At 65.7% G+C, this 16987-nt stretch carries 13 protein-coding genes; 9 read left to right on the top strand and 4 right to left on the bottom strand.

From position 1 onward, the window contains the following. Window positions 1–46 precede the first annotated feature (46 nt). Together ROA7023_RS16710 and ROA7023_RS16705 are read left to right on the top strand one after the other, a co-directional pair. Window positions 47–1207, top strand: coding sequence for a biopolymer transporter ExbB (locus tag ROA7023_RS16710; RefSeq protein WP_085880178.1), 1161 nt, complete (start codon window positions 47–49; stop codon window positions 1205–1207). A gap of 3 nt (window positions 1208–1210) precedes the next feature. Continuing rightward, on the top strand, window positions 1211–3601 hold the full coding sequence (locus tag ROA7023_RS16705) for a peptidoglycan -binding protein (RefSeq protein ID WP_085880177.1): 2391 nt from the start codon (window positions 1211–1213) through the stop codon (window positions 3599–3601). A 111-nt stretch (window positions 3602–3712) separates the two neighbouring features. Here ROA7023_RS16705 and ROA7023_RS16700 read toward each other — a convergent pair whose 3' ends face one another. The 3 genes from ROA7023_RS16700 to gloB all read right to left on the bottom strand — a co-directional run bounded on the left by ROA7023_RS16700 (window position 3713) and on the right by gloB (window position 8359). Beyond that, window positions 3713–4672, bottom strand: coding sequence for a M23 family metallopeptidase (locus ROA7023_RS16700; RefSeq protein ID WP_085880176.1), 960 nt, complete (start codon window positions 4670–4672; stop codon window positions 3713–3715). Between the two features lie 402 nt (window positions 4673–5074). After that, complete coding sequence (gene clpA, locus ROA7023_RS16695) at window positions 5075–7405, bottom strand: ATP-dependent Clp protease ATP-binding subunit ClpA (protein ID WP_085880175.1); 2331 nt, start codon at window positions 7403–7405, stop codon at window positions 5075–5077. Window positions 7406–7597: 192 nt separating this feature from the next. After that, window positions 7598–8359, bottom strand: a complete 762-nt coding sequence (gene gloB / locus ROA7023_RS16690) for a hydroxyacylglutathione hydrolase (protein WP_085880174.1) — start codon at window positions 8357–8359, stop codon at window positions 7598–7600. A gap of 62 nt (window positions 8360–8421) precedes the next feature. Between gloB and ROA7023_RS16685 the strand changes: the two genes are divergently transcribed. Then, window positions 8422–9192 carry a class I SAM-dependent methyltransferase gene (locus ROA7023_RS16685; RefSeq protein ID WP_085880173.1) on the top strand — a complete coding sequence of 257 codons (771 nt, stop codon included), beginning with the start codon at window positions 8422–8424 and terminating at the stop codon, window positions 9190–9192. A gap of 75 nt (window positions 9193–9267) precedes the next feature. Here the strand turns inward: ROA7023_RS16685 and ROA7023_RS16680 are convergent, their stop codons facing one another. Continuing rightward, window positions 9268–10014, bottom strand: a complete 747-nt coding sequence (locus ROA7023_RS16680; RefSeq protein WP_143535610.1) for a hypothetical protein — start codon at window positions 10012–10014, stop codon at window positions 9268–9270. Window positions 10015–10391: 377 nt separating this feature from the next. On the opposite strand from ROA7023_RS16680, the gene ROA7023_RS16675 reads away from it, so the two are divergent. The 6 genes from ROA7023_RS16675 (at window position 10392) to ROA7023_RS16650 (ending at window position 16738) form a co-directional block, all read left to right on the top strand. Further along, complete coding sequence (locus ROA7023_RS16675; RefSeq protein ID WP_306372500.1) at window positions 10392–10952, top strand: F0F1 ATP synthase subunit delta; 561 nt, start codon at window positions 10392–10394, stop codon at window positions 10950–10952. Then, the gene (atpA, locus tag ROA7023_RS16670) at window positions 10952–12490 is read left to right on the top strand and encodes a F0F1 ATP synthase subunit alpha (RefSeq protein ID WP_085880170.1); all 1539 of its coding nucleotides are present in this window, start codon (window positions 10952–10954) and stop codon (window positions 12488–12490) included. Before ROA7023_RS16675 ends, atpA begins: the two co-directional genes overlap by 1 nt. A 12-nt stretch (window positions 12491–12502) precedes the next feature. Further along, on the top strand, window positions 12503–13387 hold the full coding sequence (locus ROA7023_RS16665; RefSeq protein WP_085880169.1) for a F0F1 ATP synthase subunit gamma: 885 nt from the start codon (window positions 12503–12505) through the stop codon (window positions 13385–13387). Between the two features lie 18 nt (window positions 13388–13405). Continuing rightward, window positions 13406–14827 carry a F0F1 ATP synthase subunit beta gene (gene atpD / locus ROA7023_RS16660; RefSeq protein ID WP_085880168.1) on the top strand — a complete coding sequence of 474 codons (1422 nt, stop codon included), beginning with the start codon at window positions 13406–13408 and terminating at the stop codon, window positions 14825–14827. A gap of 9 nt (window positions 14828–14836) precedes the next feature. Further along, window positions 14837–15262 carry a F0F1 ATP synthase subunit epsilon gene (locus ROA7023_RS16655; RefSeq protein ID WP_085880167.1) on the top strand — a complete coding sequence of 142 codons (426 nt, stop codon included), beginning with the start codon at window positions 14837–14839 and terminating at the stop codon, window positions 15260–15262. Window positions 15263–15526: 264 nt separating this feature from the next. Then, complete coding sequence (locus tag ROA7023_RS16650) at window positions 15527–16738, top strand: MFS transporter (RefSeq protein WP_085880166.1); 1212 nt, start codon at window positions 15527–15529, stop codon at window positions 16736–16738. Window positions 16739–16987: the final 249 nt, after the last annotated feature.

The following is a 16987-nucleotide window of genomic DNA, read 5'->3' as shown; positions in this document are numbered from 1 at the left end:
GGAGTCTATGCTTCACGTTAAATCATGATCCGAGGACCCGTCCATAATGGCAAAGCGGGCACCTGAGGCCGAGCCACAGTTTTCGCAACCTCTGCGCCAGATTACATCCATGCTCGTCGTGCTCGCTTTGGTCGGCGTGGGCATCTACTTTGCCCTTCCGCGGGTCGGGCCCGTCTTCGTGGCGAACCCCTATCTCAACGGCTTCATCGCGCTGGTCTTCCTGGTCGGGGTGATCGCCTGTTTCGGACAGGTCGGGCAGCTGATCCAGTCGGTCCGCTGGATCGAGGGCTTCGCGGCCGAACGTCTCGGCCACGACCTGACCCAGGCGCCTGGGCTGCTGGCGCCGCTGGCCACGCTGCTGCGGTCGCGTGGGGCGCGGATGCAGTTGTCCTCCACCTCCTCGCGCTCGATCCTCGATTCCGTCTCGCAACGGATCGACGAGGACCGCGAGATCACGCGATATATCGTCAACCTCCTGATATTCCTGGGGCTTCTGGGCACGTTCTACGGTCTGGCCACCACCGTTCCGGGGCTGGTGCAGACCATCGGCTCGCTTTCGGCCGAAGAGGGCGAGAGCGGCGCGGATATCTTCAACCGCCTGCAGGAGGGGTTGCAGACCCAGCTCGGCGGCATGGGCGTGGCCTTTGCCTCGTCGCTGCTCGGCCTGGCCGGATCGCTGGTCCTGGGCCTGCTGGAGCTGTTCGCGGGCCACGGCCAGAACCGGTTCTACCGCGAACTCGAGGAATGGCTGTCGACCATCACCCGCGTCGGCATCTCGGGTGACGAGGGCGGCGAGGCCGGCGTCATGGGCCAGGTGATCGACAACCTGTCCGAGCAGATGGAAGCGCTGCAGATGATGTTCACCCAGACCGACATCGGACGCGCGGCGGTCGACGAACGGCTGGGCGATCTCGCCTCGGCGATGACCCAGCTGGCCGAGAAGATGGAGGCGGGAACGACCCTGTCGGACCAGCTCTCGCGTGTGGCCGAGGGGCAGGAACGCCTGATCAAGGTCATCGCCGACAGCGGGATGGAGGGCATCGACGCCGAAAGCCGGATGCGCCTGCGGTCCATCGACGTGCAGCTTCTGCGGATACTCGAAGACATGGCCGCGGGCCGGCAGGAGGTGATGGCCGACCTGCGCACCGACATCGCGGCGCTCAGCCGCGCGGTCCGGCACGGGGTCGCGGACCGGGAGGGGCAGTAGGTCATGGCGCTGAGCCGACGATCGGGCGCACGGTTCCAGGCCTCGATCTGGCCGGGGTTCGTGGATGCGATGACCGGGCTGCTGCTGGTGCTGATGTTCGTCATCACCATCTTCATGGTGCTGCAATATACCCTGCGCGAGACCATCACCGGCCAGGACCGGAGGCTTACGGAACTGACCGACCAGGTGGCCTCGCTCTCCAACGCGCTGGGGCTGGAGCGGGACCGCTCCGCGGGGTTGGCCGATCGCGTCGGCGCATTGTCGACCTCGCTGTCCGAGCTTGGGGCCGAGCGGGATGCACAGACGGCCCGGATCGCGGCGCTGGAATCGGCGCGGGCGACCCAGGAGGCGGCGCTGGCCGACGCCCGCTCCCGCATCACCGGATTCGAGGCGCAGGTCGCGGGCCTGCAGCGTGACCGGGCCCAGGCCCGGACACAGATTGCCGAGCAGGCTGAGCAGATCACCGATTTCGAGGCGCAGGTCTCGGGCCTTCTGGCCGACCGGGCGGACGCCCGCAGCCGGATCGCCGAGCTGAACACCGAGCGCGAGGCTCTGGTCGAGGAACGCGACAGCCTCGCCGCCCGGCAGGAGACGCTCGAGGACGAGCGTGACCGGCTGGTCACGGCCGCTGAGGCGGCCAGGGCGCGGGAATCCGAGTTGGTCTCGGAGCAGGAAGCGCTGAACCTGGCGCTTGCCCAGGCCCGTGACGAGATCGACGCCAGCACCGAAGCCGCCCGGCTTGCGGCCGCGCGACGCGAGGCGCTGGAGGCGCTGACGGCAGATCTGCGGCAGCAAAACGCCGAGGCCGAGGAGGCGATGGTCGCTCTGCAGGCCGACCGGGCGGAGGATGCCGAACGCCTAAGCGAGCTCGAGGCCGCCCGCCTGGCCGAGGCCGCGGCGGCCGAAGCGCTGCGGACCCGGCTGGAAGAGGCCGACAGCGAGCTGACCGCCATGACGCTTTCGCTGGAAGCGCAGCGGCGCCGGGCCGAAGAGACGCTGACCTTGCTGGCCGCGGTCCGGCAGGCGGCGGAGGATCTGGATTCGCAGCTGGCAGAGGCGCTGGTTGCCCGGCAGCTGGCGGAAAGCCGGCTGGAGCGGAGCGCCGAGGAGGTCGCCGAGCTTGATGCGCGGCTTGCCTCCGCGCTCGGGGCCCAGCAGGGCGTGACCCGGGACCTGGCCGCGCTGGAGGCGGACCGTGACGACCTCGCGGACCGGCTGGCGCTCGCGCTGACAGAGCGGGAGGCCGTGGAGGGTGATCTTGATGCGGCCCGCGCCGCGCTGGAGGCTGCGCTGGAAGAGGCCGATTTGGACCGGGCGGAGGCCGAGCGTCGGTTGGCCGCCGCCCTGGTCGCCCGCGAGGCGCTGGAGACGGAGCTTGCCACCGCCCGTGACATCGCCGCCGAGGCGGAAACCGGGCAGTCGACCCTTCGGGAGCGGCTGGCCGCCGCGCTGGAGACGCAATCGACCCTGGAGACCCGGGTCGAGGATCTCAACGAGACCCGGGCCGAGATTGCGGCGGAACGGGACGAGTTGCAGGCGCGGCTGGTGGCGGCGTTGGCCGCCCGGTCCGAGGCCGAGACCCTGGCCGAGGAGCGTCTGACGGAAACCCAACGGCGCGAGGCGCTGCTTTCGGTGGCCAACCAGGAGCTATCGCGCGAATCGGAACTCTCCGCCGAGGCGCAGCGCCAGGTCGCCGTGCTGAACGAGCAAGTCAGCGCCCTGCGCAGCCAGGTCGGCCGGTTGCAGGAGCTTTTGAACGTGGCCGATGCGGAAGACCAGGCATCGGATGTCCAGATCCAGAACCTCGGGTCGCAGCTGAACACCGCTCTGGCCCGGGCCCTTGCGGCCGAACAACGACTTAGGGATGCGGAGGCGGCGGAGAATGCGAGGCTGGCCGAAGAGGCGCGGGCGCTCGCGGAACGGGCGCAGAACCTCGAGGAATACCGCTCGGAATTCTTCGGCGAGCTGCGGCGTCTGCTGGCCGAGCGCGACGGGGTGCGGATCGAGGGCGACCGCTTCGTCTTCTCCTCCGAGGTGCTGTTCCCGCCGGGGAGCGCCGATCTCTCGGCGGCGGGCGAGGCGCAGATCGCGGGGATCGCGGACCTGCTGGCGGAGATTTCGGACCAGATCCCCGACGAGATCGACTGGGTCATCCGGGTCGATGGCCATACCGACAACGTCCAGCCGTCCGGGCAGGGCGAATTCGCGGACAATTGGGAGCTGTCCCAGGCCCGGGCACTTTCGGTAGTGCGCTACATGGAAAACGTGCTGGGCTTTCCGCCCAACCGTCTGGCTGCCAATGGATTCGGCGAACATCAGCCCCTGGTCGAAGGCGACACCCCCGAGGCGCGGGCGGCCAACCGCCGGATCGAGCTGAAACTGACGGAGCGCTGACCCCATTGCGCTCGGCTCGCTGCGGAGCCTTGCAACACCACGTCTTGCCCCCCACCTGACCTCCCCCTCTGGGGGAGGACCCCTTGGTTCGCCGACCCCGTCAGGCCGATGTCAGCGCAGCGTGATCTCCGTCTCCATCCGGTCGATGAGCGTGCCGTTGCGCAGCAATTCGACCGTCCCCTCGTATCGGCCGGGCGGCCAGCCGTCGGGGGGTGTCCGGCGCCCGCCGGAGCGGGTGAAGAGGGCCATGTTGCGTGTCAGGGTATCCTCGGTCTGGAAGTTCTCGCCGCGGGGGCCATTGAAGGCGAGGCGCAGGGTGTCGCCGTCACGGCCGCCAAATGCGAACGCCCAGAGAACCAGCGCGGGACCGTTGGGAGAGACGTTCCGGTCATCGGCGGTGCCGGCCTTCACCTCTGCGTAGGGCGGGACGCCGGCGGCCCAGCCGACCGAGAGCAGGCCTCCGGGGGCGTAGGTCAGGCGGTCTGCCCAGAGGGAGAAAGGCGTGTCACCGCAGGACGACCCGTCGCCAGTGTCAAACGGGTCGATGACCGCCCCATTCTTGCGCACCGAGAGGTGGAGATGGGGAAATTCGGTCTGGCCCGAGAGGCCGATCAGACCCAGCGGCGTGCCGGCGTTCACGGTCTCGCCCGAGGCGACGGCGACAGAGCCTTGGCGCATGTGGCAGTACTGGGTCTCCCAACCGTCGCCATGGTCGATGATCAGCCCGTTGCCGCATTCCCGGCCGGAGACGTCCGGCGCGCCAGGGGTGCCCTGGGCGATATCCTCCATCCCGTCGCGCGTGCCGCGCACGACACCGGGCGCCGCGGCCAGGACCGTCACGCCGTCCGCCATCGCGGCCTGCGAGGGGAGGGCGAAATCCGTGCCCTTGTGGCCGTCATAGGTGAGGGGCCCGCAGGTGAAATCAACTGCGTCGGGGCCGGGGTCCCTGTCGGTGTATTGCTGGATGTGACAGTTTTCGCCGAGCTCGCACTCTACCGGCAAGGACAGAAGAAATTCTTCGGCTTGGCCAAGGCTTGGCGTGAGTAGGAGGGCGATTAGAACTCTGCGCATGGGGGGTATTTATCGGCGGACGTTGCGCCATGTCCATGGTCGGATCCGGTTTTCTGACCGGCCTCAACCAGTCCGGCTCGGTGCCAGTTCTCGATTTGAAATATACCGGGGCCATAAGGGGCTTGCGGTCGATGTTCGTTGGAGGCCGATCGGTGTCATCAACGTCGGTGGGGTGATCGGCGCGGTCCGGGGATTGGTGTCCCTGGCGGACGATGTCCGAAATCGCAGGCGCGTCAGACATGTCATCGCACAGTGGCGGAATTTGTGGCCCCAATCTGGCTTGGCGTGGATGACAGGTGATGATGGCCGCGCTGTCCGGTATGGGCTGGGGCTTGGGACTGACGGAAACGAAAAAGCCGCCGAGTCTCCCCGGCGGCTTTGCTATTTTCGGGCCGGGACCGCTTATTCGGCGGTCAACAGCGGCGGCTTGTTTCCAGACAGCCTCGGCTTGTCCGGTTCCTGCACCTGAAGGTCGATCTTGGCGTCCTTCACGCCGACGCGGACGAGACCGCCTTTCGCCAGCTTGCCGAACAGGAGTTCTTCGGCCAGCGGCTTCTTGATGTACTCCTGAATGACGCGACCCAGTGGCCGTGCCCCCATCTTGTCATCGTAGCCCTTGTCCGCGAGCCAGAGAGCCGCTTCGTCGGTCAATTCGATGGAGACGCCGCGGTCAAGCAATTGCGCCTCGAGCTGCATCACGAATTTTTCGACCACCTGCAGTATCGTATCCTTCGGCAGCGGAGCGAAGGAAATGACGGCATCCAGACGGTTGCGGAATTCTGGCGTGAAGTGCCTTTCGATGGCGGCGGTATCCTCGCCCTCGCGCCGGTCACGGCCGAAACCGATCGCCTCTTTCGCCTGTTCCGCGGCACCCGCGTTGGAGGTCATGATCAGGATCACGTTGCGGAAATCCACCGTCCGGCCGTTGTGGTCGGTCAGTTTGCCGTGGTCCATCACCTGCAGCAGGATGTTGTAGACATCCGGATGCGCCTTTTCCATCTCGTCCAGCAGAAGCACGCAATGCGGGTGCTGGTCGACGCCGTCGGTCAGCAGGCCGCCCTGGTCGAAGCCGACATAGCCCGGCGGTGCGCCGATCAGCCTGGAGACCGCGTGCTTTTCCATGTACTCGGACATGTCGAAGCGCAGCATCTCCACGCCCAGGATCGACGACAACTGTTTGGCCACCTCGGTCTTCCCGACGCCGGTGGGGCCGGCGAAGAGGTAGTTGCCGATCGGCTTCTCGGGCTCGCGAAGACCGGCCCGCGCCAGTTTGATCGCCGAGGAAAGAGCTTCGATCGCCGGATCCTGGCCGAAGACCACCCGCTTGAGCGACTTTTCTAGATCCTTGAGCACTTCCGCATCGTCCTTGGAGACGTTCTTGGGCGGAATGCGGGCGATCTTGGCCACGACGGCCTCGATCTCCTTGGTGCCGATGGTCTTGCGACGCTTGCTTTCGGCGACCAGATGCTGCGCCGCGCCGGCCTCGTCGATCACGTCGATCGCCTTGTCGGGCAGCTTGCGGTCGTTGATGTAGCGGGCAGACAGCTCCACCGCCGTCTTGATGGCGTCGGCGGTGTACTTGATCGCGTGGTGCTGCTCGAAATAGGGCTTGAGCCCCTTCAGGATCTTGATCGAATTCTCAACGGTCGGCTCCGAGACGTCTATCTTCTGGAAGCGCCGCGACAGGGCGCGGTCCTTCTCGAAATGCTGGCGGAACTCCTTGTAGGTGGTGGAACCCATGCAGCGCAGCTTGCCGCCCTGAAGCGCGGGCTTCAGGAGGTTGGACGCGTCCATGGCGCCGCCGGAGGTCGCGCCCGCGCCGATCACCGTGTGGATCTCGTCGATGAAAAGGACCGCGTCGGGGTGATCCTCTAGCTCGGTCACGACGGCCTTCAGACGCTCCTCGAAATCGCCGCGATAGCGGGTGCCGGCCAGCAGCGCCCCCATGTCGAGCGAGAAGATGGTGGCGCCCGACAGCACCTCGGGCACTTCGCCGCCGACGATCTTGCGGGCCAGCCCCTCGGCGATGGCGGTTTTGCCCACGCCCGGGTCGCCCACCAGCAGCGGGTTGTTCTTGCGGCGGCGGCAAAGCACCTGCACGCAGCGCTCGACCTCGTGCTCGCGCCCGATCAGCGGGTCGACATCGCCCTTGCGCGACTTGGCGTTCAGGTCGACGCAATACTTGCCGAGGGCGCTTTCCTTTTCATCCGCGTCGGAGTTGGAACTGTTCACGGATTCTTCCTCTGAGTCAGAGGCAGCACCTGTCACCGGGCGGCTTTCGCCGTAGGCCGGATCCTTGGCAACGCCATGGGCGATGAAATTGACCGCGTCGTAGCGGGTCATGTCCTGCGCCTGCAGGAAATAGGCGGCGTTGCTCTCCCGCTCGGCGAAGATCGCGACCAGAACGTTCGCGCCGGTCACCTCGGTGCGGCCCGAGCTCTGGACATGGATCGCGGCGCGCTGGATCACCCGCTGGAAGGCGGCGGTCGGCACGGCCTCGGACCCTTCGACATCGGTGACCAGCGTCGACAGGTCGTCTTCGATGAACTCTTCGAGCGACCGTCGCAGCTCGTCGAGGTCTACCGAACATGCCTTCATCACGCGGGCCGCATCGGGCTCGTCGATCAGGGCGAGCAGCAGATGCTCCAGGGTTGCCAGCTCATGGCGCCGTGCATTTGCAAGCGCCAGCGCCGCGTGAATGGACTGCTCTAGTGTGGTCGAGAAAGATGGCACGTGCGTGCTCCTTTCGTTTGGGTCGGAGCCAAGAGAATTTCCCGCTCTTACCGTGGCGTCGTATCCTTAAGGTTCGCTTTCATTTGCGATCCTTCAAGGACTTTTTTTCGTTTGTTCGATCACTTTGCCTCTTGCGTGGCGTGATCCCGGTGCGGCGGGGGGACAATTGCCGCTATTTGAGACGCTTGTGAATCAGAAGCGATCCTTGCGGGACCGCACTTCGGCGAAGACCTCGACGTCGGGCGCATCATCCATGCCGATCGCCTGTTTGAGCTCAGGCACGTCGGCGCGCAGGAAGGGATTGGTCGCGATCTCTTCCTTGAGGGTCGAGGGGACAGTGGGTCGGTTTGCGGCGCGGGCCTCGTCGATGGCCCCTGCACGGGAAATAAGCTCCGGATTGCCGGGTTCAATAGTCAGGGCGAAACGGGCGTTGGTCGCGGTGTATTCATGGCCCGAGCAGATCAGCGTGTCGGGGGACAGATCGCGCAGCTTCAGAAGGCTCTGCCACATCTGCTGGGGCGTGCCCTCGAACAGCCGGCCACAACCCAGGGCCATCAGGCTGTCAGCGGTGAAGGCGACGCCGGTTTCGGGGAAGTGAAAGGCGATGTGACCCACCGTATGGCCGGAGACGTCGTAGATCGCGACCTCTTCGCCGCAGACCGTCAGCGCCGAGCCCTCGGACACTTCGAGATCCAGCGGCGGCAGCCTGTGCGCATCGGCGGCGGCCCCGATCACGCGCGCCCCGTCGCGCAGCGCCTCCAGCCCGTCGACATGGTCGGCATGGTGGTGGGTGATCAGGATGTCCGTCAGGCGCCAGCCCCGCCGGTCCAGTTCGGCCTGCACCGGCGCCGCTTCGGGCGCATCGACAAGCGCCGTGTCGCCGGTCCGGCCGTCGTGGAGCAGGAAGGCATAATTGTCGGCGCGGCAGGGGATGGTCACGAGGTCAAGGGACATGGCGCTCCTCCTCAGGGCTGTTATGGTCCGCCCGAGCGTGAACGGACGGAGCGATCAGTGCAATGCATCTCGACGTAGTCGACCTGCGGGCTTTCTATTATCGTAGCGCCCTCGGACGCGCCGCCCAGAAGGTGATCCGGGACGAATTGGTCCGGATGTGGCCCGATCCGGCCGGCCATACTTTCGTGGGCTTCGGTTTTGCCGCGCCGCTGCTGCGGCCCTTCCTGAAGGACGCCCGCCGCGTCATCGCCCTGATGCCGGGGCCCCAGGGCGTGATGCCCTGGCCGGCCGGCATGCCCAACGTGAGCGTGCTGTGCCAGGAAACGCTATGGCCGGTCCAGACCGGCACGGCCGATCGCCTGGTGCTGCTGCACGGCCTGGAAACCTCCGAGCATCCGACCGCCGTTCTGGAAGAAACCTGGCGCGTGCTTGCGCCGCAGGGCAGGGCGGTCTTCATCGTGCCCAACCGGCAGGGGATGTGGTCGCGCAGCGACCGGACGCCGTTCGGCTACGGCCGGCCCTATTCGCTGACGCAGCTGGAGACGCAGCTCAAGCACCACCGGTTCCAGATCGAACATGCGACCTCGACGCTCTATCAGCCGCCCTCCGCCCGCAAGGGCTGGCGCAAGGCCGCCGGCTGGATGGAGGGAATCGGGCGCCATGTTCCAGTCTTCAAGGCGGGCGGGGTGCTGATGGTCGAGGTGACCAAGCAGGTCGCGGCCCCCACCCGGCCCGGCCTGCCGGAGGCGGTCAAGCGGCCGCTGAAGGTGCTGGAAGGGATCGGAACCCCGGTGCCGGAACCGTCGCGCATGGCCGGGCGGCCGAAATCCTGATCTTGCCGAAGCGGGTATGAGCTTTGCGATGCTTGGGGCCGGGGTCTCGGACGGCCTTGACATGCGCTGCTCGGGTCAGACGGTGAACTCGGTTTCCGAGGCGATCTCGCGGTCGAAGTAGATCTCGGGGTCCTCGTTGAGCGCACCGACAACCGAGCCGTCGGGCCGCGCGAGCAGGGAGCCGAGGTTGATGCGCAGAACGTGGGTGGCGTCCCGGGGACGGAATTCGCCGTTGCTGTCCAGATCATGCAGGCCCAGCCAGTCCGCGCGGGAAAGATAGACGTCAAGCCAGGCGCTCTGGGCCTGGCCGCCCTCCACCTCGGCCGAGGCGCGGCCGTGGACCAGGTGCAGGTGGCCCATCGGGTCCTCTTCGAATTCCAGCGTCAGCACGTCGTCGGGCATCTGCAATTCCACGGTCTCGACCTCTGTGAGGCCACGGTCGTCGCATACGATCATGATGTCGAGGGGCTGGGTGCCGGCTGCGACAGGCGCCTCTCCGGCCGGCGGGAGGGGGCCGGCCGCGTCGAGATCGAATTCGGGTTCGCCGATGCCCGCCTGAAGGTCCGCGGCGTCCTCGGCGACGATCTCACGGGGGCCGGCCCCGTCGGCCCGGGGCCGGCGGCGCAGGGGCAACACATCCTCGGGCAGGGCGGTGGCCGCCGCCGGCGTCTCGGCCACCACGCCGAGGTCGACCTCGGCGTCGCGTCCGGCGGCGAGAGACTGGTCCGCCTTGGCGGCGCGTCCGCGCTTGCGGGCTTTCATGAACCCGGAGCCGACATAGCCCAGCCCGGCGACAGAGATTCCGATGACGACTGCATCCATGACCATAGGTTTTCCGCCGGGCGGGCCCGGCCTCCGCGAGGAAAGTCTTGACCCGATCAGGGCTAGCCCGCGATCTGGTCACCACTTTGTCCGCAATTGGAAGAACCGTGGCACACCTCGTGTTAACCTAGTGGCGCAGGCCTGTCTGGCGGGGCCTCGCGGACGGCCGGTGATGCAAAAAGTCGCATTCGCCCAGTTGACCCTCAAAAACGGTCAACAACCTGCACAAGGGGATCGGCTAGGCGGTTGCCCCACCCTGTGTGCTCTGTTACATCGCTTCAGATTTCGCGGTCCGGGCGCAACCGGGTCGGCTTTTTATTGCCTGAACCGGCCCCTTTCGAACGGGTCGGCCGGGCCAAGACATCGGAAGGGTGGACGTGTCCGAACCAGCTTCGATCTCAACCGGCATCGCGGGGCGCTATGCCACCGCTGTTTTCGATCTGTTCAAGGAGGGCGACGCTCTCGATCAACTGTCTTCGGACATCGAGGCCATGGAAGCCGCGCTGGCCGAAAGCGCGGATCTGCGTGAGCTGATCCATTCGCCCGTCCACTCGCGGGACGAGCAGGCGACGGCGATGTCCGCCGTGATGGACAAGATGGACATCAGCCAGGACTTCAGGAATTCCATCGCGCTGATGGCGCGGAAGCGGCGCCTGTTCGTGGTGCCGCAGACCCTGCATGCGCTGCGCGAGAAGCTGTCGGCCGAGCGCGGCGAGATCCTCGCCGAGGTCGCCTCTGCCAAGGCGCTGACCAAGGCGCAGTCGGACAAGCTGGTCAAGTCGCTGTCCGAGCGGATGGGCGCAGACGTGAAACTCGAAACGACCGTCGATGAAAGCCTCATCGGCGGTCTTGTCATCAAAGTCGGGTCCCGGATGATCGATAGCTCGATCCGCTCCAAGTTGGCCCATCTCCAGAACACCATGAAAGAGGTCGGATAATGGCGATCCAAGCTGCTGAAATCTCTGCGATCCTGAAGGACCAGATCAAGAACTTCGGACAGGAATCCGAAGTGGCGGAAGTCGGTCGCGTTCTGTCCGTCGGCGACGGGATCGCCCGCGTCTACGGGCTCGACAACATCCAGGCCGGCGAGATGGTCGAATTCCCCGGCGGCATCCAGGGCATGGCGCTGAACCTCGAGACCGACAACGTCGGCATCGTGATCTTCGGCTCCGACCGGGACATTTCTGAAGGCGACGTCGTCAAGCGGACGAACTCCATCGTGGACGTGCCCGCGGGCGAGGGCCTGCTGGGCCGCGTCGTGGACGGCCTCGGCAATCCGATCGACGGTAAGGGCGAGATCAAGTCGACCGAGCGCCGCGTGGCCGACCAGAAGGCCCCCGGCATCATCCCGCGCAAATCGGTGCACGAGCCGATGGCGACGGGTCTGAAGTCGGTCGACGCCATGATCCCGATCGGCCGTGGCCAGCGCGAGCTGATCATCGGCGACCGTCAGACCGGCAAGACTGCCGTGGCGCTCGATACGATCCTGAACCAGAAGTCCTACAACGACGCCGCGGGCGACGATGAGTACAAGAAGCTGTACTGCATCTATGTCGCCGTCGGCCAGAAGCGGTCGACCGTGGCCCAGCTGGTGAAGCGTCTGGAGGAATCGGGGGCGATCGAATATTCCATCGTCGTCGCCGCGACCGCCTCGGACCCCGCGCCGATGCAGTTCCTGGCGCCCTATGCCGCGACCGCCATGGCCGAGTATTTCCGCGACAACGGCCGCCACGCGCTGATCGTCTACGATGACCTGTCCAAGCAGGCGGTGGCCTATCGCCAGATGTCGCTGCTGCTGCGCCGTCCGCCGGGCCGCGAAGCCTACCCGGGCGACGTGTTCTACCTGCACTCGCGCCTGCTGGAGCGTTCCGCGAAGCTGAGCGAGGATCACGGCGCGGGCTCGCTGACGGCTCTGCCGGTCATCGAGACCCAGGGCGGCGACGTGTCGGCCTTTATTCCGACGAACGTGATTTCGATCACCGATGGTCAGATCTTCCTCGAGACCGAATTGTTCTACCAGGGGATCCGTCCTGCCGTGAACACCGGTCTGTCGGTGTCGCGCGTGGGCTCCTCGGCCCAGACCAACTCGATGAAATCGGTGGCGGGCCCCGTCAAGCTGGAGCTTGCCCAGTACCGCGAGATGGCGGCCTTTGCGCAGTTCGGCTCGGACCTCGACGCCTCGACCCAGCAGCTGCTGAACCGGGGTGCGCGACTGACCGAGCTGATGAAGCAGCCGCAGTATTCGCCGCTCACCAATGCCGAGATCGTCTGCGTGATCTACGCCGGCGTGAACGGGTTCCTCGACAAGCTTCCGGTGAACAAGGTCGGCGCCTTCGAGGCCGGTCTGCTCAAGCATCTGCGCAACAACCGCAAGGACGTGCTTGATTTCATCACCAAGGAAGATCCGAAGGTGAAGGGCGATGCCGAAGAGAAGATCAAGGCCGCCATCGAAGAGTTCGCCACGGACTTTGCATAAGGGGCCCTATGGATGCCAAGTCTCAAGGACCTGAAAAACCGGATCGCGACGGTCAAATCGACCCGAAAGATCACGAAGGCCATGCAGATGGTCGCCGCGGCGAAGCTTCGCCGCGCACAGGAGGCCGCGGAGATGTCGCGGCCTTACGCCGAACGTTTCAACGCCGTGATGGCGCAGCTCGCCAAGAGCGTGGGGGACAGTGACAACGCCCCCAAGCTGCTGGCCGGCACCGGCAAGGACGACGTGCACCTGCTGATCGTCATGACGGCAGAACGTGGCTTGTGCGGCGGGTTCAACGCGAACATCGCCAAGCTCGCCAAGAAGCGTGCGGATGAGCTTGCCGGCGCGGGCAAGACCGTCAAGATCCTGACCGTCGGCAAGAAGGGCCGCGACTCGATGAAGCGCGGCTATTCGGAGCATTTCATCGACCATGTGGATCTGACCGACGTCAAGCGCGTGGGGTATGAGGATGCGCAGGGCATCGCCAAGAACGTGCTCGACCGTTTCGATGCGGGCGAATTCGACGTGGCGACGATCTTCTTTTCCGAATTCCAGAACGTCGTGACCCAGATCCCGACCGCGACGCAGATCATCCCCGCCTCTTTCGACACGGAGGGCAAGGACGAGCAGGACGGCGCCCCGACCCTGTACGAATATGAGCCGTCAGAGGAAGAGATCCTGGCAGACCTGCTCCCGCGCGGTGTCGCGACGCAGATCTTCTCGGCTCTGCTGGAGAATGCGGCCTCCGAGCAGGGGGCGCGGATGTCTGCGATGGACAACGCGACGCGCAACGCGGGCGACATGATCGAGGACCTGACGATCGAGTACAACCGCTCGCGCCAGGCCGTCATCACCAACGAGCTGATCGAAATCATTTCGGGCGCCGAGGCGCTTTAAGAGAACCGGAGACGAGACATGGCAAATTCCAATGGCAAGATCACCCAGGTGATTGGCGCTGTCGTGGACGTTCAGTTTGACGGAGACCTTCCGGCGATCCTGAACGCCCTGACCACCGACAACAACGGCAAGAAACTGGTCCTCGAAGTTGCGCAGCACCTTGGTGAATCGACCGTCCGGACGATCGCGATGGACGCGACCGAGGGCCTCGTGCGGGGCGGCGAGGTGACCGATACAGGCAAGCCGATCTCTGTGCCGGTCGGAACCGCGACGCTTGGCCGGATCCTGAACGTCATCGGCGAGCCGGTCGATGAAAAGGGGCCGATCGACGCGGAGGAGTTTCGTCCGATCCACGCCGAGGCGCCGGATTTCGAGCAGCAATCGACCGCGTCCGAAATCCTCGTCACCGGCATCAAGGTCGTCGACCTGCTGGCCCCTTACGCCAAGGGCGGCAAGATCGGCCTGTTCGGCGGCGCCGGCGTGGGCAAGACGGTTCTGATCATGGAGCTGATCAACAACATCGCCAAGGTGCACTCGGGCCTGTCGGTCTTTGCCGGCGTGGGCGAGCGGACCCGCGAAGGCAACGATCTCTACCACGAGATGATCGAATCCGGCGTTCTGACCCCGGACAACCTGCCCGAGTCCAAGATCGCCCTGGTCTACGGCCAGATGAACGAGCCTCCGGGCGCACGGGCCCGGGTCGCCCTGACCGGCCTGACCCTGGCCGAGCAGTTCCGCGACTCGACCGGGACCGACGTGCTGTTCTTCGTCGACAACATCTTCCGCTTTACCCAGGCCGGTTCGGAAATGTCCGCGCTTCTGGGCCGGATCCCCTCGGCGGTGGGCTATCAGCCGACGTTGGCCACCGACATGGGCGCCATGCAGGAGCGGATCACCTCCACGAAGAACGGCTCGATCACCTCGATCCAGGCCGTCTACGTGCCGGCGGACGACCTGACCGACCCCGCCCCGGCGACGACCTTCGCCCACCTCGATGCGACCACGGTTCTCAACCGCGCGATCTCGGAGCTGGGGATCTATCCGGCCGTCGACCCGCTCGATTCGAACTCGCGCCTGATGGATCCGCAGATCGTCGGTGAAGAGCATTACAAGGTGGCCCGCGACGTTCAGGGCATCCTGCAACGCTACAAGTCGCTGCAGGACATCATCGCCATTCTCGGGATGGACGAACTGTCGGAAGAGGACAAGCTGACCGTGGCCCGCGCCCGGAAGATCCAGCGGTTCCTGTCGCAGCCCTTCGACGTTGCCAAGGTCTTCACCGGCTCGGACGGCGTTCAGGTGCCGCTGGAAGAGACGATCACCTCGTTCAAGGCCGTTGTGGCCGGCGAATACGATCATCTGCCCGAGGCCGCGTTCTACATGGTCGGCGGCATCAAGGAAGTGATCGCCAAAGCCGAGCGCATGGCGTCGGCGGCGTAAGGAAACCTCATGGCAGAAGCATTCACCTTTGACCTCGTAAGCCCCGAGCGGCGCCTGGCGCAACTCGAGGTGAGCGAAGTTCAGATCCCGGGAGCGGACGGCGACATGACGGCCATGCCGGACCATGCGCCGACGATCACCACCCTGAGGCCGGGCCTTCTGCGCGCGGTGCATTCGGGCGGGACCGAGGAATATATCGTCTCGGGTGGGTTTGCGGAAATCGGATCCGTCGGAGTGACGGTCCTGGCCGAACAGGCGCTTCCGCGGCGCGAGATGAGCCAGGAGATCTACGACGGCATGGTGGCCGAAGCGCGCCGGGCGCATGAAAAGGCGCGTGAGTTCCATAACGAGCCGGGGCCGGTCGACGACGCGGCCAAGCTGTTGTCCGACATGGTCGCCATCGGTGGTCACATCGGGCTGACACCGAGCCAGTAGATCCTGACGATACCCGGAAAAGCGGCCCCCGGTTTCGGGGGCCGCTTGCGTTTGGGGTCGTTGCGGTCCGCCCGGGGCGCCGTTCCCTTGCGGAGCGGTCCCTGCGGGCCCGCGCCTGATGTGTCGCGCCGCGCCCTTCGGGCGCGACGCTCCGGTGGGCGCCTTTGGCGGTGGGTGTGACCCGGCGGTGCCCGGCGGCGCGCGTGGCGGCCGGGACCGGGCCGCGAGGCTTGACCGTGCGGGCGCGGCGGCGCATGGGACGGCATGTCCCGTCCAATGTTTTTCATCCTGGTGACTTTGCTGCTCGATGCCATCGGGATCGGCATCGTGTTCCCGATCCTGCCCGAACTGATGGTTCGGGTCGGGGCCGAGGGCGCGGCGCAGGGGTCGGTCTGGGGCGGCGTGCTGATGGCGGCCTATGCGCTGACGCAATTCGTCTGTGCGCCGGTGGTGGGCGGGCTGTCGGATGCCCATGGGCGCAAGCCGATCCTGGTGGGGGCGATGCTGCTTCTGGCGCTGGACTACGTCATCATGGCGATGGCCGGCGCGTTCTGGGTGCTGCTGGTGGGGCGGGCGCTCGCGGGGATGTCGGGGGCGACCTACGTGACCGCAACGGCCTATATCGCCGATGTGTCCGAGAAAAAGGACCGGGCCGCGAATTTCGGCCTGATCGGGGCCGCCTTCGGGATCGGCTTTGTGCTGGGGCCGGTCTTGGGCGGTCTGGCGGCGACCTGGCATGTGACAGCGCCGTTCTGGATCGCCGCCGTTCTCTCGGGGCTGAGTGCGCTGTTCGGACTTCTCGTCCTGCCGGAGAGCCTGAGGCCGGAGAACCGGCGGCCGTTCCGGCGGGCGGATCTCAACCCCTTCTCCGCCATCCTTGGTGCGTTCCGGTTGCCGTCCCTTGGGCTGCCGCTCGTTTTGCTGTTCGTCTTCGAGTTCGCCAACATGGTCTATCCCACGATCTGGGCGTTCTGGCTGACGGCGCTGTTCGCCTGGTCGCCGGCCGCCATCGGGTTCAGCCTGGCGTGCTATGGCGTGGGGATTGCGATCACCCAAGGGCTTTTGATGCGGCCGGCGATTCGGATCATGGGAGAGGGGGGGACGCTGCTTTTCGCCATGGTCTGCGGGATCGTCGCGATGGTCGGGTTCGGTTTCGCCAACCAAGTGTGGATTGTCTTTGCGCTCGTACCAATCGCCTGCCTGTCGGACATGGCCCCCGCGACGATGACCGCGATCACCGCCAACCGGGTGGACGAGAACAGGCAGGGCCTGTTGCAGGGCGTGATCGCGAGCCTGGGTGCGATCTCGGCGGTCGTTGCGCCGTTGGCCTTGACCGGGGTGTTCGAGGTCTTTGCCGACGATACGGGGTTCTACCTGCCGGGTGCGCCGTTCCTGTTCGCGGCGATCCTCGTGATCGTCATCCTGCCCTTCCTGCCGTTGTTGATGCGCAAGGGTTCGGAAAAATTAATCAATTGACCATTGTCTTGAAGAACCAATTTGCGTTGATTCCGCAAGGCTACGGACAAGGGCATGAAGAGACTCAGGAATCATCTTATCGGAGTGGACCGGGGCGATATCGTCCTGTTCTCGGACTACCACCTGAATCGGTGACTTCGCAGTCGACATTTGTTGATTTACCTATTGAGGTAAAGCACTTAGCCTTCATCTGAGATTAACCCTGCAGGTGAGCTCAGATGACCGACTTTATTGTCAAGAAACTGCCCT

Origin of the sequence: Roseisalinus antarcticus (assembly GCF_900172355.1) — a bacterium.
GTDB classification, from domain to species: domain Bacteria; phylum Pseudomonadota; class Alphaproteobacteria; order Rhodobacterales; family Rhodobacteraceae; genus Oceanicola; species Oceanicola antarcticus_A.
Note: the sequence above shows the minus strand (reverse complement) of the source record. Positions and strands in the feature narration are given on the sequence as shown.